Source organism: Paenibacillus sp. sgz302114 (assembly GCF_056120345.1).
Genome location: NZ_JBVYOI010000007.1, coordinates 272,293 through 291,085, shown reverse-complemented (window position 1 = coordinate 291,085; position 18,793 = coordinate 272,293). Strand labels below are relative to the sequence as shown.

General features: G+C 46.7%; 14 protein-coding genes and 11 tRNA genes. 21 read left to right on the top strand and 4 right to left on the bottom strand.

Features of this window, described 5'->3' with window-relative positions:
- Window positions 1-63: 63 nt before the first annotated feature.
- The 12 genes from AC0LWF_RS19370 (at window position 64) to AC0LWF_RS19315 (ending at window position 2,252) form a co-directional block, all read left to right on the top strand.
- A tRNA-Asn gene (locus tag AC0LWF_RS19370) sits at window positions 64-139 on the top strand.
- A 3-nt stretch (window positions 140-142) separates the two neighbouring features.
- Window positions 143-218: transfer RNA gene (locus AC0LWF_RS19365), tRNA-Thr, on the top strand.
- Between the two features lie 18 nt (window positions 219-236).
- Window positions 237-311: transfer RNA gene (locus AC0LWF_RS19360), tRNA-Glu, on the top strand.
- Window positions 312-324: 13 nt separating this feature from the next.
- A tRNA-Val gene (locus AC0LWF_RS19355) sits at window positions 325-400 on the top strand.
- A gap of 11 nt (window positions 401-411) precedes the next feature.
- Window positions 412-487, top strand: a tRNA-Gln gene (locus AC0LWF_RS19350).
- Between the two features lie 10 nt (window positions 488-497).
- Window positions 498-573, top strand: a tRNA-Lys gene (locus AC0LWF_RS19345).
- A gap of 34 nt (window positions 574-607) precedes the next feature.
- Window positions 608-687, top strand: a tRNA-Leu gene (locus tag AC0LWF_RS19340).
- A gap of 273 nt (window positions 688-960) precedes the next feature.
- On the top strand, window positions 961-1,809 hold the full coding sequence (locus AC0LWF_RS19335; RefSeq protein WP_474653171.1) for an ABC transporter ATP-binding protein: 849 nt from the start codon (window positions 961-963) through the stop codon (window positions 1,807-1,809).
- 99 nt (window positions 1,810-1,908) lie between these two features.
- Window positions 1,909-1,983, top strand: a tRNA-Gly gene (locus tag AC0LWF_RS19330).
- Between the two features lie 3 nt (window positions 1,984-1,986).
- Window positions 1,987-2,063 (top strand) — tRNA-Arg (locus AC0LWF_RS19325).
- A gap of 30 nt (window positions 2,064-2,093) precedes the next feature.
- Window positions 2,094-2,170 (top strand) — tRNA-Pro (locus AC0LWF_RS19320).
- An 8-nt stretch (window positions 2,171-2,178) separates the two neighbouring features.
- Window positions 2,179-2,252 (top strand) — tRNA-Gly (locus AC0LWF_RS19315).
- Window positions 2,253-2,336: 84 nt separating this feature from the next.
- Here the strand turns inward: AC0LWF_RS19315 and AC0LWF_RS19310 are convergent.
- Both AC0LWF_RS19310 and AC0LWF_RS19305 read right to left on the bottom strand, forming a co-directional pair.
- A complete protein-coding gene (locus AC0LWF_RS19310; protein WP_474653170.1) occupies window positions 2,337-2,732 on the bottom strand; it encodes a tyrosine-type recombinase/integrase in 396 nt (131 codons plus the stop codon).
- 611 nt (window positions 2,733-3,343) lie between these two features.
- Window positions 3,344-4,204, bottom strand: coding sequence for an AraC family transcriptional regulator (locus AC0LWF_RS19305; RefSeq protein WP_474653169.1), 861 nt, complete (start codon window positions 4,202-4,204; stop codon window positions 3,344-3,346).
- 144 nt (window positions 4,205-4,348) lie between these two features.
- On the opposite strand from AC0LWF_RS19305, the gene AC0LWF_RS19300 reads away from it, so the two are divergent.
- The 8 genes from AC0LWF_RS19300 (at window position 4,349) to AC0LWF_RS19265 (ending at window position 15,847) form a co-directional block, all read left to right on the top strand.
- A complete protein-coding gene (locus tag AC0LWF_RS19300) occupies window positions 4,349-5,200 on the top strand; it encodes a phytanoyl-CoA dioxygenase family protein (RefSeq protein ID WP_474653168.1) in 852 nt (283 codons plus the stop codon).
- 390 nt (window positions 5,201-5,590) lie between these two features.
- Window positions 5,591-6,802, top strand: coding sequence for a MalY/PatB family protein (locus AC0LWF_RS19295; RefSeq protein ID WP_474653167.1), 1,212 nt, complete (start codon window positions 5,591-5,593; stop codon window positions 6,800-6,802).
- Between the two features lie 23 nt (window positions 6,803-6,825).
- Complete coding sequence (locus tag AC0LWF_RS19290; protein ID WP_474653166.1) at window positions 6,826-8,235, top strand: response regulator transcription factor; 1,410 nt, start codon at window positions 6,826-6,828, stop codon at window positions 8,233-8,235.
- The gene (locus AC0LWF_RS19285) at window positions 8,232-9,983 is read left to right on the top strand and encodes a sensor histidine kinase (RefSeq protein WP_474653165.1); all 1,752 of its coding nucleotides are present in this window, start codon (window positions 8,232-8,234) and stop codon (window positions 9,981-9,983) included. The genes AC0LWF_RS19290 and AC0LWF_RS19285 overlap by 4 nt, the downstream gene beginning before the upstream one ends.
- 167 nt (window positions 9,984-10,150) lie before the next feature.
- Window positions 10,151-11,854 carry an extracellular solute-binding protein gene (locus tag AC0LWF_RS19280; RefSeq protein WP_474653164.1) on the top strand — a complete coding sequence of 568 codons (1,704 nt, stop codon included), beginning with the start codon at window positions 10,151-10,153 and terminating at the stop codon, window positions 11,852-11,854.
- A gap of 92 nt (window positions 11,855-11,946) precedes the next feature.
- A complete protein-coding gene (locus AC0LWF_RS19275; RefSeq protein WP_474653163.1) occupies window positions 11,947-12,837 on the top strand; it encodes an ABC transporter permease in 891 nt (296 codons plus the stop codon).
- 16 nt (window positions 12,838-12,853) lie between these two features.
- On the top strand, window positions 12,854-13,747 hold the full coding sequence (locus tag AC0LWF_RS19270) for a carbohydrate ABC transporter permease (RefSeq protein WP_474653162.1): 894 nt from the start codon (window positions 12,854-12,856) through the stop codon (window positions 13,745-13,747).
- Between the two features lie 15 nt (window positions 13,748-13,762).
- Window positions 13,763-15,847 carry a DUF5054 domain-containing protein gene (locus AC0LWF_RS19265; protein WP_474653161.1) on the top strand — a complete coding sequence of 695 codons (2,085 nt, stop codon included), beginning with the start codon at window positions 13,763-13,765 and terminating at the stop codon, window positions 15,845-15,847.
- 192 nt (window positions 15,848-16,039) lie between these two features.
- Here the strand turns inward: AC0LWF_RS19265 and AC0LWF_RS19260 are convergent, their stop codons facing one another.
- Together AC0LWF_RS19260 and AC0LWF_RS19255 are read right to left on the bottom strand one after the other, a co-directional pair.
- Window positions 16,040-16,312: a Rieske 2Fe-2S domain-containing protein gene (locus AC0LWF_RS19260; protein ID WP_474653160.1), complete on the bottom strand. Its 273-nt coding sequence runs from the start codon at window positions 16,310-16,312 to the stop codon at window positions 16,040-16,042.
- Window positions 16,313-16,318: 6 nt separating this feature from the next.
- Complete coding sequence (locus tag AC0LWF_RS19255) at window positions 16,319-17,386, bottom strand: fatty acid desaturase (protein WP_474653159.1); 1,068 nt, start codon at window positions 17,384-17,386, stop codon at window positions 16,319-16,321.
- A gap of 131 nt (window positions 17,387-17,517) precedes the next feature.
- Here AC0LWF_RS19255 and AC0LWF_RS19250 point away from each other — a divergent pair, with 131 nt between their 5' ends.
- Entirely contained in the window at window positions 17,518-18,423 is a 906-nt protein-coding gene (locus AC0LWF_RS19250; protein ID WP_474653158.1) for a helix-turn-helix domain-containing protein, read from the top strand.
- Window positions 18,424-18,793 lie beyond the last annotated feature (370 nt).

Here is an 18,793-nt window from a genome sequence, read left to right as displayed (position 1 = left end):
ACCTTCGCAAAGGTTCGTATCCAGTTTTCAGGGTGTTAAGATTTGCCCGAACATTCATGTTGTTCCCTGATAGCTCAGTTGGTAGAGCACTCGACTGTTAATCGAGTTGTCACAGGTTCGAGTCCTGTTCGGGGAGCCATTTGCTCTCATAGCTCAGTCGGTAGAGTGCATCCATGGTAAGGATGAGGTCACCGGTTCGATCCCGGTTGAGAGCTCCAGTGATTTTCCTTTTGCATGGCCCGTTGGTCAAGTGGTTAAGACACCTCCCTTTCACGGAGGTAACAGGGGTTCGAGTCCCCTACGGGTCACCATCTTCATCTTTATGGAGGCTTAGCTCAGCTGGGAGAGCATCTGCCTTACAAGCAGAGGGTCGGCGGTTCGATCCCGTCAGCCTCCACCATCTATGACTAATGGGGATTAGCCAAGCGGTAAGGCAACGGACTTTGACTCCGTCATTCCCTAGGTTCGAATCCTAGATCCCCAGCCATTATTTGTACGAGCCATTAGCTCAGTTGGTAGAGCACCTGACTTTTAATCAGGGTGTCGTAGGTTCGAGTCCTACATGGCTCACCATTTTCATCTCATTGAAGATGAAAATCTATATTATGCGCGTATGGCGGAATTGGCAGACGCACCAGACTTAGGATCTGGCGGGTGACCGTGGGGGTTCAAGTCCCTCTACGCGCATCAGACAAGGAGACCCTGTGTAAGGGTCTTTTTTGTGTATAGATTTGTGAATAACAATTCGGAGGAGCATAGGAGCGCTTCGGTTCAGCTGCCTCTATCCACATTTCGTGCTGAAATCATCCACATAGCTAATTAACTTGTTCAATATTAAACGGGATTAGGGAAGAAAAGCATATGAGACTTGACGCATTAACTGAGAATGATTATCATATATAGTACTGAGAAATGTTATCAAAGACATTGGTAATATTGAGATTAAGGGGCTGTAGAAGGATGCAATCATTTGAAACGTCGAAACTAAACATCGGCTATGAGGAACGACTCATCGTCGAGAATTTAAATATCTCTATTCCAAAAGGCAAAATTACTGCTCTCGTCGGTGCGAACGGATCGGGTAAATCAACGATTCTGAAGACGATGGCTCGCTTGATGTCGCCATCCGCGGGAACTGTTATGCTTGACGGGAAGTCGATCCACAAGCAGTCAACCAAGGAAGTGGCGAAGCAGCTCGCCATTCTTCCTCAGAACCCAACAGCCCCAGACGGCCTTACGGTGTCTGAGCTCGTCTCCTACGGCCGTTTCCCATATCAGAGAGGGTTTGGCTCCTTAACGAAAGAGGACCGCTCTGTTATCTCCTGGGCCATCGAGAAGACCGGAATGGTGGAATTCGCAGATCGGCCAATTGACCGCCTCTCAGGGGGGCAGAGACAGCGTGCGTGGATTGCTATGGCACTGGCACAGCAGACAGATATGCTATTCCTGGATGAGCCGACTACATTCCTCGATATGACACATCAGCTTGAAGTGCTGGAACTGCTCATACAGCTGAATGCGACGGCAGGCAGAACAATCGTAATGGTTGTTCACGATCTGAATCATGCTTCGCGCTATGCGCAGCATATGATTGCGATTAAGAGCGGCAAGGTCGTAGGTGAGGGAACTCCGCAAGCGGTTATGACGAAGGATGTATTGCGTGAGGTATTCAGCATCGAAGCGGATATTATTCCAGATCCGCGTACAGGGGTTCCACTTTGTCTGCCTTATGCACTGGCAAACAAAATAACGTCAGCAGCACCGAATGAACTGGTGGAAGAGCCGGAAATGATGAGTATTTCCGTATAAATAGCGAGTGTCAAAAATATTTTCAAAAAAGGCTTGCAATCATATATCGAGCGTGATATATTATTACTTGTCGCTCAGGAAATACGACGACACACAAATGCGGAAGTGGCTCAGCGGTAGAGCATCGCCTTGCCAAGGCGAGGGTCGCGGGTTCGATTCCCGTCTTCCGCTCCATTTGTGCCCTTAGCTCAGCTGGATAGAGCATTTGACTACGAATCAAAAGGTCGGGAGTTCGAATCTCTCAGGGCACGCCATATTTTCTTTAAAAGCAGAAAGATACATAACGGGATGTAGCTCAGCTTGGTAGAGCACCTGGTTTGGGACCAGGGGGTCGCATGTTCAAATCGTGTCATCCCGACCATTTCTTCTGCGGGTGTAGTTCAATGGTAGAACTTTAGCCTTCCAAGCTAATAGCGTGGGTTCGATTCCCATCACCCGCTCCATTATTTAAATTTCGAAAACCCTTGTGAATACAGGGTTTTTTTTGTTTTTCAAAAGAAAATAAATGGAACTAGCGAGAACGGAAATCAACTCTTGTTGACGGATGGTTGACGAATGTTATGAGTTGGATCGAATTTATCCAGTTTTGCAGCGATTTGCTTGCGAGCTTTCTGTGTCACGTGGGCATATAGATCCGAAGTAGTGGAGTACTTCGTATGTCCGAGACGTTCTTGAACAGCTTTTAGGTCTGTTTCAGCCTCAATAAGCAAAGTGGCTGCTATGTGTCTCAGGTCGTGTAATCGAGCCTCTGGGAGCCCGTGACGGGCCACAAAACGCCTCCAGGTCATTGACGGGGTGTTATGATAAAGCGGTCGTCCGTCGCCGCCATGAAACACGTACTGTCGTTCACTGCCCGCCCAAAGTGAACCGCATTGGAGCCTTTCCTCCAGCCATATCAGTCGATATCGGCGAAGTTCGTCCATATACCAAGCAGGCATATCTACAAGGCGAATGGAACCGGCGGTTTTAGGGGCTTTCTCCGATTGAAGATCAACGTGTGGTCGAGAGGGTTGCGTCTAGACTCCAACAATTAAAATGGTGATTTCCACGGAAGGAGAGAAATGGGCTATGGACAACCATATTTTGCGGGCAATTGGTGAAAGTCTGATGAAGGCGGGCGTATGTCCATTCGATTTCTCTTACCCTTTACGGTCGTAGTCGCCAATGCATCGCGCCTGCTCCTGAGCTAAAGGAACGAAAGAACGCCAGAATGGATCAGATTCGTAATACGCCGCCTATCAGCATCCCGATAGAGGTAACAGTTGATCCAAGCCCATGGCCATGCGAAAATATATGGTCGGTTCGTTTTGTGGATCCAACTGAAGGAGAATGATGTCCGGAACACCCGCGTCCAATTAGGACTTGGGTGTTTCTGTATTTTGTTGATGTAATTTTTATCAGATGAACTATTAATATGATTTAAGGTGTGATGTAGAGTGAGTAAAGCCTCTATAGTTGTGTAGAAGTTCACCGGGACGAAGAAAGTCTACCGGAGTTCTCCCGGTTGCTAACGAATCTACAGGTTGGCGATACGCTAAATTAAGCGGCTTTGCCTACGGTAAACTGTAGGGCTGACGCCAACCATTTGATTAAATAATTTCGTAAAAACATGAACGGAAGAGAACTGATATCGTTCAGCAATGCTCGTAACGGAATCGTTCGTGCCGTGAAGGTCAGCTTGAGCCTTCTGAATGCGACAGCGGTTCCAATAGCGTTTAGGTGTTGAGCCCATATGCGCTCGAAACAAAGAATGGAAGTAACTCCGGCTCAGACCAAGCATCTCTGCCCATTTGTCGATATCCGCATCGTCCCCGCTTGCCTGTTGCTCCATGATAGCCAGCAATTTCGTAATACGCGGGTCCATATAAACGGATTGGCGCGCTTCAAGCTGATATACATGATGCAGCAGCAGGTTAAAATGTCCGTTGGTAGCCAGTGTTTCGGGGAAATCTTCATGATGTAGAACCGTAAATCCCGTTAATACCGCCTCAAAAAGTCCCTTCCAGAAGCTAAGAGAATCGACTACGAGTAGCTCGGGCACGCCTATATCAATCGGCTCGTCCAGCATATGACCATCAAGCACCTCGCTTTGATGGCACATCAGATCATTAGGATGTCGAGCTCTCGATTTTTCCCGATACATTTTCTCAAAGAAAACGCATAGGAATGACAACGGTTCGGCCTTATCTATTTCCCATTCATGCATGACGCCCGGCTGTACGAAGAACAATGTTCCTGCCTGCAGCTGAACAATTGAACCATCTTCCAAAGTAACCTTGCCGCGGCCGTCTTCAATGAGATAAATCGATGGGACATAACAGATCCGGGGACCGTGCCGTTCCCCTGGCAACAATGGAACCCGGATGGAAAATCGTACAAAAGGACAAAATGACATCTGCATTCTCCATTTCATACCGTGTTATTCATAGATAATCATACAAATAGACAACTATAATAGTTCTCGATAAAGACAGCGCTTCCTCCCGAGTGCAATAATTATGCTATCGGAATTGGATTTTAAATTGAGGAGGCTGCAAGCATGCTTCAAACACGTGTTGTTCCAACGCAAGATGATGTTAACTTCTTTAGAGAAAACGGTTATTGGGTTTCCCCGAAAATCATTGATGATGAACGGTTGGAAAGATTACGAGACCATATGGAGCGCGTTTACCGGAATGAATATGAGACTGGCAGACCGCCTGAAGCCGTAAATTGGACCTATGAGAAAGGCCGTACAAATGCTTTGCGCAAAACGGATAATGCAAATTGGTCAGATTTAACGATCCGTGAGCTCACCCTCGATCCTGTTATTGGAGAAATAGCAGGTATACTATCCGGGGCCGATACGATTCGTTTTTGGGCTGATCAATTGCTCCACAAACCAGCACAATCAGGCGGAGGCGCAGGCAATGTCGGCTGGCATCAAGATTATTTTTACTGGGGCTGCTTCCAAAAACCGGAGACGCTGCTTACGGCTTGGGTGGCATACGATGATGTTGATGAAGAGAACGGGTGCATGCAAATGTTACCTGGTAGCAATCATTGGGGGCTTATAGACGGATTAGACTTTTTTGAGCAAAATTTGAACAAACAGGTAGATCATTTGGCTTCGCCGGACGGTCGAACCAGTAAACCGGTGCCAATCAAAATGAAGGCAGGACAAGTAAGCTTCCATCATAGCATGACACTGCACGGAAGCGGGCCAAACATTTCGAATAGGGTACGCCGTTCATCAGCGCTACATTTATTGACAGGCGAGACTCGTTTGAAATATCGTGGCGATGACGATTACTGGACAATCAAGCAATTCATTGCTGCCGGCGGCAAGGACGGAGACCTTATTCAAGGAGACGTATTCCCGGTCATTTACGATAAATTCGGTTTTCGGTAATGAAGTGGTCAGAACCAGCCGTAATAGGCACATTGATTTCTTGAAACACTTATGACGCATATTCCTTTTCTTTTTAAAAGCATTGTCCTCGTGGGGGCAGTGTTTTTTCATTATGCCGATTTAATACCACATCAATCCATTTCGGGGAAATTCACTTGTCATGGCTTGTAATACTTACCACCCGTCGACGCGGTCATCAGGTATTATAATGGCATTAGTTGACCTATCTGCACTTTACCATCTAGTAGTTAACTGTTGACCAAACAGACAGGTAGGCGATCCAATCGGCAGACACAATTATGAGAGTATACACGCTAGATCGGAAGTGTTATATTCGGCTTTAAGTCAAATGGCAATGTGTAATTGTAAAACAAATTCGGGGGCTATGTGATGAACTACAACTTTGATTTACCGATCGATCGCCGTAATAGCGCGTGTCTGAAGTGGGACAATTTGGAGAACAGCTACGGCGTTAAAGATGCAATTCCGATGTGGGTGGCAGATATGGATTTCTGTTCTCCTCCTGCAGTCGTTGAAGCATTGAAATGCCGGGTCGAGCATGGAGTTTACGGTTATTCTGTAAGACAAGACTCCTACGTACAGGCTATCGTGGATTGGCTCGGACGCAGGCATCAATGGACGATAGAGAAAGAATGGCTGGCACACAGCCCTGGCGTGCTTCCTTCGCTATCGCTGATCATCCATGCGTTTACGCAGCCTGGAGATAAAGTGCTGGTACAATCGCCTGTTTACCATAATTTCTATCGTGTTATTAAGGCACAGAGGCGTGAAGTTGCCGTTAATCCTCTTAAGCTGGATAACGAACGGTACGTGATGGATTTTGAAAGCATGGAATCCAATTTGGATCCACAAGTGCGCATGATGATTTTGTGCAATCCGCACAATCCGGTAGGACGCGTGTGGAGCCGGGAAGAACTAATTCGCCTAGGGGAGATTTGCCTCAAACATAACATAATGGTTGTTTCGGACGAAATTCATTTTGACCTCGTGTATAGCCGCCATAAGCATATTCCTTTCGCATCCATCTCGCCGGAATTCGCCCAGAACAGCATCACCTGTATCGCGCCGAGCAAAACATTCAATTTGATGGATCAGCATACGTCGAGCGTTATTATACCGAATACACAATGGCGCGACACGTATATTCAGACTCTGTATGATTTATCGATGGCTTCCCCGGACACATTTGGCGTTATTGCCACAGAAGCTGCATATCGGCATGGGGAAGAGTGGCTGGAACAGATGCTTCAGTACGTGGAGCATAATGTGCAGGTTGTGACGCGATTCTTGGAAGAACGAGTGCCTGAGATTAAAGCGGTACAGCCGGAAGGGACATTTCTGATCTGGTTGGATTGCCGTGGGCTCGGGCTTTCGGATCAGGAAATGGAGCACTTCTTTGTTCATCAGGCCAAGGTTGCGCTAAGCGCTGGCTACCACTTCGGAGCTGAAGGTAGCGGATTTATGCGGATGAATGTTGCATGTCCTCGCTTCATCGTTGAGCAAGCTTTATTGCAAATTGAAACGGCTTTCCATTCGATGAAAGTCGGAGCAGAAAAAGGAGTGACGCTTGTTCACGCTTGAGCCGTTAAATAGGAGGATTTGTTGTGATAAGAGCATTCATCGTAGACGACGAAAAACTTGCCAGGAAGGGCTTTATATCCATCGTTCCATGGGAGCAGTTTCAGATTCAAGTCACAGGCGAGGCTGCAAATGGGAAGCTCGCCCTCGAATTCATGCAGGAGCATCAGGTCGACCTGCTTTTTCTTGATTTGACGATGCCGGTGATGAACGGAATAGAACTGATGAAGGAAGTCAAGAGGACATTTCCATCCACGAGGATGGTCGTTCTGACTTGTCATCAAGACTTTGATTATATTCAAGAGGCACTGCGCCTAGGAGCGCTTGATTACATCGTCAAGACGCAGCTCGATACGGAGAAGATCGATGATATATTGGGTCGGATCGTAGAGCGGTTTCAGAGTGAGGATGTAAGCTTGTATAGAAGCGAGAAAGTAATAGCACGGCAGCACTATCATTATTCCTTGCTTATTGATATTGCAGCTGCATATACGAATGTGCCTAGTCCTTTTCCCGAACGGCTTACGAGATCAGAGCATGTATATGATGCAGGCAATGGAATGTGGCTGTTCTGTAAGGATAATCATGAGATGGATCGCGAGATACAGCAATTCGTCACTGGGCGTAATCATTGGATCTGGGTAGATATTGAAGGCAGTCATGAACAATCGGTTAATGCGATTATTAGTTTAGTTGATATAGCCGCACTAAAGCAGATTTATTATTGCTTTAAGTCCGGGCAGAAGATGGGCATGATTTCGTTAAATAATGTAGCGTCAGCCGATTCGTATCTCGATACAGGCGAATGGACGCAACTCTTGGCTTGCTGGAGTGATATGGGTTGGATTTATGATGACGCTTCATTTCGTGAGTTTTTAAGCGCGATCGAACATCTAAAGCCTGATTACCATGTAACGGTCCGACTGAATGAAATGCAACTGCCCCATTGGCTTTCCTGGTTAAGCGGAGTTGAATATGACGGGATTATTCATAACATTCACACCTGTTACTTATGGTATCAACTTGCGACATGGCTGGCGGATTTTCGAGATGCTGTGCAAAAGCAATCGAGGACGGTGCCATATTCGACAGTTATTATCCTTGCGATTATGAAATCCGTTCAGCTTCTTCATGAGAGTGACAACTATGATTTTAATCGGGACGAACTCGCTGCGAAGTTTCATATGAGCGGAAGCTACTTCAGCCGATGCTTCAAAGATATCATAGGTCAATCCTACAGCGAGTATACGAAGAATATGCGACTGAAGAAGGCGCTAGCACTGGTCGAGTCCTCTCAACTGCCGATTTATATGATCGCTGAAAAAACTGGCTTCCAGGACGAGAAGTATTTCAGCAGAGTGTTCTTCAAGCAGTTCGGCAAAAATCCGCAGGAGCATCGAAAGCAACATGGCCGAAGGAGCGGGTGGACTTCATGAAAGTAATCCTAACTCGTAAAAGCAAAGCAAAGTCACTGAAGAATCGCTTAATCTTGATCGTACTGCTTAGCGCATTGATTCCACTTGCACTGCTAGGATGGGTATCTTATTTATCGATCGAAGAAATTACGAGTAAAAAAGTTGAAAGCGGTTTATTCAACTCGTTGAACCAAGGTAACTTCAATCTGAATAGCACCTTGAACAATATCGATTATGCTTCCTTACAGCTAACAAATGAAGGCAGCGTCGGACAGCGAATGAACGATTATTTGACAACGGACAGCATCTATCAAAAGCTAGAGCTAGGGCAAAGCATTCAGCAAAATTTGAATTTGGTCAATTTCACGAACCCAAACCTTGGCGTGATGTTCTATTATTTGCCGAAGACACATGAGGTGAAGTTTGAAAACCTGGCAATCGAACCGAAGTTTAACTTCAATGATCTGCCAAAGCTGACAGAGAGGAATGGCGTTCAATTTTACGGACCGCATGCTTCAATATATCGGTATGGCATGAAGAAGCCGGTCTTCTCATTGGTAAGGCCCTTGTATTTATCCGGAGCGGATCCGGTGTATTTGTACGTGGAGACGAACGATAAACTGTTTGGTCAAATTATGGACAAGCAGCAGTACGGCATGAATGCCTATAATGTGTTGATTAACGAGCAAGGAGGCATTGTATACAGTGATCTCCCGAAGACATTTCAGCTTGGCAACTATACCAAACTCCCTGAATCTGCAGCAGCAGATACGTTTAAGGAAAAGCGAGGAGAATACTATTTGTTCGGTCAGCATAATGAGCAGGGCTGGACGTTGATGGTCGTCATTGCCAAGAAGGATTTCGAGAATGAATTCAGCAAATGGTTTCTCAAATATATTTTGATCGTTTCAGGTAGTTTGTTCATCAGTCTTTTATTTGCTTATGTACTGTGGAGAACGGTCTATCGGCCGCTTCGAAAGGTCGGCAGCGAGATACAATTGCTGTCAAACAGTAGGTTCGATTCCCCCGAATGGTACACCAATATCATTGAGTTCGATTCACTGATGCAGAAGTATTATCAGATGAGAGAACGAATTCAGGAGCTAATCGGTGAAATCGAGCAGAGAGAGCACAACAAGAGACAGATTGAAGTCGAGAAGCTGCTGTATCAGATCAATCCCCACTTTATTCATAATACCCTAAACACGATTCAATGGCTTGCCAGAATGAAAGGTCAAACAGAGATCGACCAGTTTGTTTCTGTATTCACCCGTATTCTTCACTACAACTTGGGTAAGAAGGGCGAAATCGTTGCGCTGCGGGATGAACTGGCGTCCATGCAGGATTACGTAGCGCTGCAGCGTGTCAGATATGATTGCGAGTTCCAGATCGAGGCGAACATAGAGGATCAGTTGCTGGGTACGGATGTTCCGAGATTTATTCTGCAGCCGATTGTTGAGAATGCGCTTTATCATGGCCTCAGTGAGATAGATGGCAAGATTACGCTTCGCATTTATACAAACATACCCAAGTCGAAGATGGTGATCGAGGTTCAGGATAATGGCAATGGCATGTCAGCTGAGGATATCGCGAAAGTAATGCTTGAAGAGAAGAATCCGCTGCAAAATTCAGGGTTAGGAATTGGACTTGATTATGTCAAACGAGTCATTGGCGCGTTGTACGGCGAGTATTGTTCGTTCTCAATTGATAGCCAGCTAGGACAAGGCACGACGGTAAAATTGATGATACCGCTTAGTTCTCAGAACTAAAGGTGTGAAAATGGTTCGAGCAGGGTAGAAAATGAGATTATCGTTCACTGGAGTTAGTGTAGGATGAACCATATTCTAACTATGATCATCAGACTTCTCTCCCTGAATCGGACTTACTGCGGGTATGATTAAAACATATTCAAACTAGATTCTATGGGGGATGACAGATGAAGAAAAAATTAGCAGCTATGGGCTTGATATCGCTAACGCTTGTTGTAAGCGCTTGCGGTAACAACTCAAGTAACAGCTCAAGTAACGCATCAACCAATGCTAGCAACAAGTCTTCTAATAATTCGACGAATCAAGCAGCGACGAACACTTCGTCAGATGCGGCGAAACCAGATCCATTCGGCAAATTCGATCAGCCTGTTGTACTAAATATCGCGAAAGCGATCAACACCAAAAGTATTACTTTCCCGAGTGGGGATTCGGTTGATAACAATGAATATTATCGTTGGATCGAGAAGAAGCTGAATGTCCAGGTTAAGAATGCATGGCAGGTAGAAACACCGGATGCTTATGATCAAAAGATTGGTGTTTCGATCGCGAGCCGTGATCTCCCGGATGCCTTCATCGTTAATGAACAGCAGCTCAAGCAGCTCGTACAAGCGGATCTGGTTGAAGATTTGTCGCAAGCTTACAAAGACAATGCCAGCGATCTCATCAAAGGCTACTACGATTCCTACGGTGATCGCGTGCTTGGCAGAGCAACGTTCGACGGCAAATTGATGGGTCTTCCTAATACGAATATCGGTCAGCAATACAATATAATGTGGGTTCGCCAGGACTGGCTAGATAAATACGGCTTGAAAGCGCCGACAACAGTGGATGAGCTGATTAACGTGGCGAAGACATTTATTGATAAGGATGCAGACGGCAAAGGCAAGCATGACACGCTTGGTATTTCCGGTGTTCCTTCTCTCGCAGGCTGGAACAATTACGCTGGCTTTGACCCGATCATGGGCGCTTACCATGCAACGTTTGACCAATGGGTAAAGGATGCGAATGGCAACGTTGTGTACAGCTCAACATTGCCAGAAATGAAGGCAGCGCTTGGCAAATTGCACGAAATGTATGATCAAGGCATCATCGACAAGCAATTCGCGATCCGTAAGGATTCGGCTGAAGTAGTTGCTAACAATCAGGTCGGAATCGCATTTGGTCCTTGGTGGATTCCATATTGGCCGCTGGAAGATTCGGTTAAGAATGATCCGAAAGCAGAATGGAAGCCATATATCGCGCCGCTTGATGGCGAAGGCAAATTCTACACAGGCGATCAGGATCCAACGAATCAGTTCCTTGTTGTGAGAAAAGGTTACGAGCATCCGGAAGCGGTTGTTCGCGTGTTGAATGAAGAGTATCAAGGTATTCGTAAGATAGATCCGGAAGCGGCTCAGCTGTACGCTGATCATCCAGAAGTTCAGCAGCATTGGGAGCTGTGGCCGTATACGCTTCAGGTAGGTCCTGAAACAACCGTTTATGATACGCATGTTCAAGCTCAAGAAGCTGTAGATGCGAAAGACGATTCAAAACTCGACTCCGAGCTTAAAGGCTGGTATAAGGATTACTTTACAAATCAAGCTAATCCGAAGAAGGATGTTGCCGTTTGGGCTAATGCCGCAGCTCGTTTTGAAGGAGCAGCATTGATGAACGACAGCAGAGTCGTCCTGTCACACAATCTTTACTTTGGTAAAACCAAGTCGATGCAAACGAAATGGTCGATTCTGCAAAAGCTTGAGAACGAAACTTTCCTCAAGATTATTATGGGGGAGCAGCCGCTTGACAGCTTCGATAAGTTTGTAGATCAATGGAATACGCTTGGCGGTAAACAAATTACTAAAGAAGTTACAGACGAAATCAGCGGCAAGTAATCAAATAGTAAACCAAAATAGTACAATGGGGAGCGCCAGTGCTGAATGCTGGCGCTTTCTCTCTATCATTCCATAGGATAGGTGGAACACCGATGACTTCGAAGAAATGGCTTCTAAACTATCACTTAATGCTGCTTCCGGGTATTTTGCTGCTCATCATTTTCAGTACAGTTCCGTTATTCGGCACCGTTATTGCGTTTCAAGATTTTATTCCGGGCATTCCGATCTTTAAGCAGACATGGAGCGGTCTTGATAACTTCAAATTTATGCTCCAGCTTCCGGACAGCAGACAGGTATTCATCAACACCATTACGATCGCATCGATGAAGATTGTCCTTGGTATGATTATTCCGGTTACATTTGCCTTGCTATTGAATGAAATTCGTAGGCGTGCATTTAAGCGTATCGTACAAACTATCGTATATTTGCCGCACTTTATGTCCTGGGTTATTCTATCGGGGATATTGATTGCGATGTTGTCTATAGACGGAATTGTTAACCAGATCACCCACTTGTTTCATGCAGAGCCTGTTATGTTTTTGGCGAATAATCACTATTTTCGTCAAATTGTCATATGGAGCGATGTGCTGAAGGAATTTGGCTTTAGTGCGATAGTCTATATGGCAGCGCTTGCCGGCATTAACCCTTCACTCTATGAAGCTGCCGAGATCGATGGCGCAACGAGAATTGGGAAATTATTCCATGTGACACTTCCAGGTATTTTGCCAACGATTGTATTGCTGTCAACGCTGAGCCTTGGAAATATCTTGAATGCCGGCTTCGATCAAGTGTTCAACCTGTACAATCCGCTTGTATATTCGTCTGGCGATATTATTGATACGTACGTATATCGCATGGGACTTGTTGATCAGCAATACGGACTGGCCACCTCTGTCGGTCTTTTGAAGTCGGTGATTGCCATTATATTAATTACGATCTCTAACAAACTGGCCGATAAATTCGCCAACTATCGCATCTTCTAAGAAAAGGGGTCTAGGCATGGTTCTTTCAAAATCATGGGGTAGCAGAAGCGCTGATGGTTTCATCTATATCGCATTAACGCTAATCGCACTCATTTCGTTGTTTCCATTATGGTACACGATTGCTATTTCCTTCAGCGACAAAGCTGCGGTAAATGCAGGGAGAGTATTCGTATGGCCAGTTGGCTTCAACTTGACATCGTACAAAATTATTTTGAATGATCACAAATTTTTTGCAGCCTTCTTTATTTCCGTGAAAAGGGTTCTACTTGGCGGCGCGATCAACTTCGTATTAACCGTCATCATGGCTTATCCATTAGCGAGAGATAACAAGAAGTTTCCTGGCCGAACGATTTATATTTGGTACCTGGTGTTCTGCATGCTCTTCTCCGGCGGGCTCATTCCGCTCTATATGACAGTGACGGATCTGCACCTGCAAAACACGCTATGGGCGCTCGTATTGCCAGGCGCCGTACCTATCTTTAACGTCATTCTCATTATGAACTTCTTCAGAAACCTGCCGAAGGAGCTCGAAGAAGCGGCAATCGTTGACGGCGCAGGCCCATGGTATACGTTATTGCATATTTTCATACCGGTTTCGATGCCGGCCCTGGCGACGGTCACATTGTTCAGCATTGTCGGCCATTGGAATTCCTTCTTCGACGGACTCATCTATATGAATAAGCCGAGTATGTATCCGCTGCAGACCTACATTCAACAGCTTGTTGTGCGCATCGATCCGGAGCTGATGAAGACATTGACGACAGAACAACTCATCGAGCTGTCGAAAGCTTCCGATAAGACGCTCAATTCAGCCAAGCTGATCGTGGCAATGGTTCCGCTGCTGGCGATTTATCCGTTCCTGCAAAAATATTTCGTGCATGGCATCGTGCTTGGTGCCGTAAAAGAATAGGAGTTAGAGGCTTAAATGAACAGTATTCGTAAGGTTCATGTCGTTTTTAAAACGCATCTGGATATTGGATTTACGGATTTGGCCAGCAATGTTATTGATCAATATTTTCATTCGTTTATTCCCGGGGCGCTTGATCTGGCAGAGCAATTGGGGCAGGAGCAAGGTGGTGCGAAGTTCGTCTGGACGACTGGCTCTTGGCTCATTCATGAATATTTGAAAGCAGCAAATCCAGCACAGCGAAGCCGATTGGAAAGTGCGATTGCAGCCGGTACAATCGTGTGGCACGGATTGCCGTTTACGACGCATACCGAGCTAATGGATCCGGCGCTGCTCGAGCACGGCTTGTCGATTTCGCGCAAGCTGGATGAGAAGTACGGCAAGCGTACGATTAGCGCCAAGATGACGGACGTTCCGGGCCATACGATCGGCATGGTCCCGTATTTGGCGAAGAATGATATTCAATTTCTTCATCTCGGCGTCAATTATGCTTCCACAAAGCCAAGTGTTCCGGATGTCTTCGTATGGAGAGCAAAGGATGGCTCGGAAGTCATCGTTAACTATGCGGGCAGCTATGGGAATATGACGATTGTTGACGGCTTGGATGAAGCTCTGTATTTCGCGCATACGAATGATAATATGGGACCGCCATCGGCAAGCAGTATTCACGAGCTGTACGAACGGCTTTCCGAGCAGTTCCCGAACGCAGCTATCGTTGCCTCAACAATGGATGCTTTCGCGAGCAAGCTTATTGCTTTGAAGGATCAATTCCCAGTCGTGACCGAGGAAATCGGCGATTCATGGATTCATGGCGTGGCCTCCGACCCGCTAAAGATCGCCCAGTATCGGGAACTGCTGAAGCTGCGCGACAAGTGGGCCGGCGAAGGCCGGTTGGATACTGGTAGTCAAGAATATGCCGACTTCTGCGAGCAGCTAATGCTGGTTCCCGAGCATACGTGGGGGATGGACGAGAAGACGCATTTGACCGATTTCAAGCATTATTCGGTTCAAGACTTCCATGCAGCTAGGGAGGATGATATCGTCAAGAAGGATGTAATCCCAGCCAGATATGCAGGCTACTTCGGCATTTATGGCGGTGACCCGCACTACATCGGAACGGATGCCGGCAAAAGCTTCAGTTTGTATGAGAGCTCCTGGCAGGAGCAGCGGGATTATATCAACAGTGCGATAGCCGCGCTGTCCAAAGATAAGCAAGACGAGGCGCGAACGGCGCTTGCTGCACTGACTCCGAGTGAATCGAAGGCTGGTGGGCACGAATTCGATATCGAACAAGAGCAGCGACTAGGCTGTTTCGATGTCCAGTTCGATCGTAACGGCTCCATCTTTAAGCTTGTTGATTCGAAGGGAAAAGCGTGGGCCGACGAACAGCATCGGATCGGCGTCTATGAGTATGAAACGTTCGGCGTGGATCATTATAATAATTGGTTCAGAGATTACGTTGTCAATTGGGCTGAAACATGCTTCTGGTCGGAGCCTGACTTTGGAAAGCCAGGTATAGAGTTTGTGGAGCCAAGACCGGAGCACAGGCGGTTTTCTCCACGAGTTCGTGAAGCAACGGTACGGGAATGCGCGCAATACGATGAGGTTTGCTTGAGGTTAAGTATGAGTGATGAAGCTTCGCAAACGTATGGAGCACCTAAGAAGCTGCAAATTCGCTATCGTTTCTTCAAGGAGACGGAGCGCATCGAGGTCGAATTGGATTGGTTTGAAAAGCATGCAAACCGGCTGCCGGAAGCTAGCTGGTTTTCGTTGGCGCTAAATGTCGACAATCCGAATCTATGGAAGATGGATAAGCTAGGCGAGAGGGTATCGCCGCTTAATGTTGTGAAGAACGGCAATCGCAGCCTGCATGCCGTGGGTACGGGTGTTTATTACGAAGGTAGCGACGGCGGCGTGAAGCTATTGACATCGGACGCATGCGTTCTATCACCTGGAGAAAAACGGATGCTGCAGTTCAATCAGCAGTTTGCTCCACTGGAGGGCGGCATGCATTTTAACCTGCATAACAACGTATGGGGGACAAACTTCCGCATGTGGTTTGAAGATGATATGAAGTTCAGATTCTCGCTTGAATTGAAATAATTATGTGAAGGAATACATGGTATTGAACTGGAATCGGTGAATGATAACCCAGCCCTGGACTGAAAAAAAAGAAACGGCACATCAAGCCAGCCGCTTGATGTGCCGTTTCCTATAAGTTAAGGGAGGGATAACGAGCCGCCTACTTAGTCAATTGCAGGTAGATCTTCCCGTCCTCAACCTTGACAGGGTAGGTTATAAGAGCTTTGCATGCGGGCTTCCGCATCGGTGCGCCGGTCGATATATCGAACCGTCCGTTATGCTTGGGGCATTCGTCACATTACCCATCACGAGCCCGTCAGCGAGATGTACCTTTTCGTGAGAACAATGACCATCGGTTGCATAACAGATATCCCGGTCAGTGCGGTAAATGGCATATGTGCGATCACCATAATCGAAGCGGATGACGTCCTCTTGCTCAACATCGTCCAAGCCGCAAGCTTCAATCCAATTGCTGGTCGTTGTCATTTTGCTTTAAGCCCCTTTGGCGTCATTTTCAATGCGATTGGCAAACTCTCGGTAACGCGTTACGACAAAAGCAGGGTCTTTACGAATACGCCATAAGGCGGCCACTGTTTCGCTGAGCGCAGCCCGAAAGCTTGGAGCGGCGGCAGGACAATACTGCTTGATTTCTTCATGCAGTGCAGGCAGGTTATAGAACGGAACCATAGGGAACATATGATGCTCCATATGATAATTCATGTTCGTATACAGAAACCGAAGAATAGGGTTTGTATAGAACGTTCGGCAGCAGAGCCGGTGATCCAGCTTATCCTCGAACAGTCCAAGATGCTGGGTGGAGTTCAGGCATGTCATCAGGAAGTAGCCGTAATACGCAGGCAATCCGACAAACATCAACGGCAGGATGCTGTGCACATAGAAGCAAAGTACAATAATAGCGGTGTAGAGCAAAAGAAAGATACGTGCCTCCCAGAATAGAGAGCGGTATTCACTGCTAGGAATGAGCTCTTTCTCTTGGGCGTTCAGTCGACCGAAAGCATGCTTAAATAGTGATTTCGCCGTATTGATTCGCAGGTCGTCCATACGAAGAAGCGATTTGAGCAGCCGCATCCACATCGGAGGACGCGGTTCCATAATTTCCGGATCACTGCCGACAATGATCGTATCCGTGTGGTGGCGTACATGGCTCCAGCGGAAATTCGTTGCTTGAATGAGAATGAGGAACGATGTGATCTGATAGATGGTTTCATTAAGCCACGCGGTCTTGAAAGGTGTTCCATGGCCATACTCATGCCATTTCGATACGGAGGAAACCGAGTATATGGTACCGTAAAGAGCAAAACAGGGAATTGCCCACCACGTCCCCCATGATAAGTAGGCGACATAGCCTGAAGCACAAAGGACAATGAGCCATAACAGAATGTCTCGAACCGCGGGTGCGTTTCTACGGGACATCAGCTCTTTCAATCGTTTCCTCGGAATGGGACAGGTATACCAATCGGCGGAGACAAGCCCTTTCCCGATCGCTTTGTCTCGCTCTGGCCCCAATATGCTATAATCTCGCTTCGCCTGTTCGCTCATAATTGTGCTCCTTGTCCAATGTAGTTACTCGCTTACTTTATAGTGTAATGAATCGCGAATGAGCTGGCTTTCCAAATCATACGAAATAGTTTTTGGTACATCAGAGAATATCGAAAGGATGAAGTAATAGAATGGCAAGCAAATCATCATCAGGTGCGATGCGCTGGCTTTACCCAGATACAGCGGAATTGGATAGGGATCAATGGTCTGATGTGAAGCCATCGGAGGGAGGGCTGGTTCCCGAGCTAATTAATCTGGGATGCCAGAAATATTCGGAAGCGTATCAACTTACATTGCATGCTCATGAGCAAGCTTATGAGTTTGTTTATTTGGAGCACGGAAGTGTGACATGGGAGATGAACGGCGTTCACTACCCGACGAGCGCAGGGCAGTGGTTCTTTACTTATCCGGGAGAGCTGCATAAAGCGAGGTTCGATCATATGGAGCCAAGCCGTATTTGGTGGTTGATTGTGAAGGATCCTGCCTGCGGATCTAGTTGGCTTGGACTGCTACAAGAGGAGCGAGACTTTATTCACAAGCGTTTGCTTCAGCTGCCGCGTGTATTTCGGGGGAGCAATCGGGTGCGGGAGCAATTCGAGCGGCTAAAGGCGACATTGGAGCAGGAAGGGGAAGGCTCGAAACTATTTATCAGGCATCAAGTGCTTGAAATTTTGTTGGGATTGCTTCAGCCTGAACCGATAAAGACGATCGAGCCCGGGCTCCGGGAGCAGATGGTGTACTTGGTCAATCAGCTTGGACAGTCGCCTGAAAAACGGTATTCCGTTGCGGAGATGGCGCAGTCTGTTAACGTGAGCGAATCGCACTTCTTTAAAATCTTCCACGAAACATTCGGGCAATCGCCTGCAGCTTATTTGGAAAGGATTCGAATTGAACGTGCATGCGTGATGCTCCAATCAAGCCAAGCGATTATTGATGTTGCACATGAGCTTGGGTTCAAGACAAGCCAGCACTTTACGAATGTGTTCCGAAAGGTGATCGGCTGCTCTCCAAGCATGTGGAGACGGTCGGTAGAATAAAACAGGGCGGCCGCCAAGCTGTTATGCAAACCAACATGCCGCTCATTATTCAAGCAATGAAGTCGAATCTGTAATGCAGCTGGTCCGGTCTTCCGAATGTTTGTGAAGACAATGTTGACTTCCGTATATAGAGATAAATTGATTTCAGAGCAAATGATCTCCGAATCGGGACTGGAATGGGACCCTTATAAATTAAGGGTTCAACCCGGTTGGGCAATAGAGAACCAACTTGTTTTATCAGCCTTCCAAGCTAATAGCGTGGGTTCGATTCCCATCACCCGCTCCATATTACAACAAACAAGCCTTGGGCGGGTAACCAAGGCTTTTTCTTTTTATTCATGCTTGTTCCTTTTGTTGACGAAATGAAAAA

Bases quoted from the DNA above. Each gene is read 5' to 3' on its own strand.
- AC0LWF_RS19335 (WP_474653171.1), top strand. From the start codon at position 961: ATGCAATCATTTGAAACGTCGAAACTAAACATCGGCTATGAGGAACGA.
- AC0LWF_RS19310 (WP_474653170.1), bottom strand. From the start codon at position 2,732: ATGGACGAACTTCGCCGATATCGACTGATATGGCTGGAGGAAAGGCTC.
- AC0LWF_RS19305 (WP_474653169.1), bottom strand. From the start codon at position 4,204: ATGTCATTTTGTCCTTTTGTACGATTTTCCATCCGGGTTCCATTGTTG.
- AC0LWF_RS19300 (WP_474653168.1), top strand. From the start codon at position 4,349: ATGCTTCAAACACGTGTTGTTCCAACGCAAGATGATGTTAACTTCTTT.
- AC0LWF_RS19295 (WP_474653167.1), top strand. From the start codon at position 5,591: ATGAACTACAACTTTGATTTACCGATCGATCGCCGTAATAGCGCGTGT.
- AC0LWF_RS19285 (WP_474653165.1), top strand. From the start codon at position 8,232: ATGAAAGTAATCCTAACTCGTAAAAGCAAAGCAAAGTCACTGAAGAAT.
- AC0LWF_RS19280 (WP_474653164.1), top strand. From the start codon at position 10,151: ATGAAGAAAAAATTAGCAGCTATGGGCTTGATATCGCTAACGCTTGTT.
- AC0LWF_RS19275 (WP_474653163.1), top strand. From the start codon at position 11,947: ATGACTTCGAAGAAATGGCTTCTAAACTATCACTTAATGCTGCTTCCG.
- AC0LWF_RS19270 (WP_474653162.1), top strand. From the start codon at position 12,854: ATGGTTCTTTCAAAATCATGGGGTAGCAGAAGCGCTGATGGTTTCATC.
- AC0LWF_RS19265 (WP_474653161.1), top strand. From the start codon at position 13,763: ATGAACAGTATTCGTAAGGTTCATGTCGTTTTTAAAACGCATCTGGAT.
- AC0LWF_RS19260 (WP_474653160.1), bottom strand. From the start codon at position 16,312: ATGACAACGACCAGCAATTGGATTGAAGCTTGCGGCTTGGACGATGTT.
- AC0LWF_RS19255 (WP_474653159.1), bottom strand. From the start codon at position 17,386: ATGAGCGAACAGGCGAAGCGAGATTATAGCATATTGGGGCCAGAGCGA.
- AC0LWF_RS19250 (WP_474653158.1), top strand. From the start codon at position 17,518: ATGGCAAGCAAATCATCATCAGGTGCGATGCGCTGGCTTTACCCAGAT.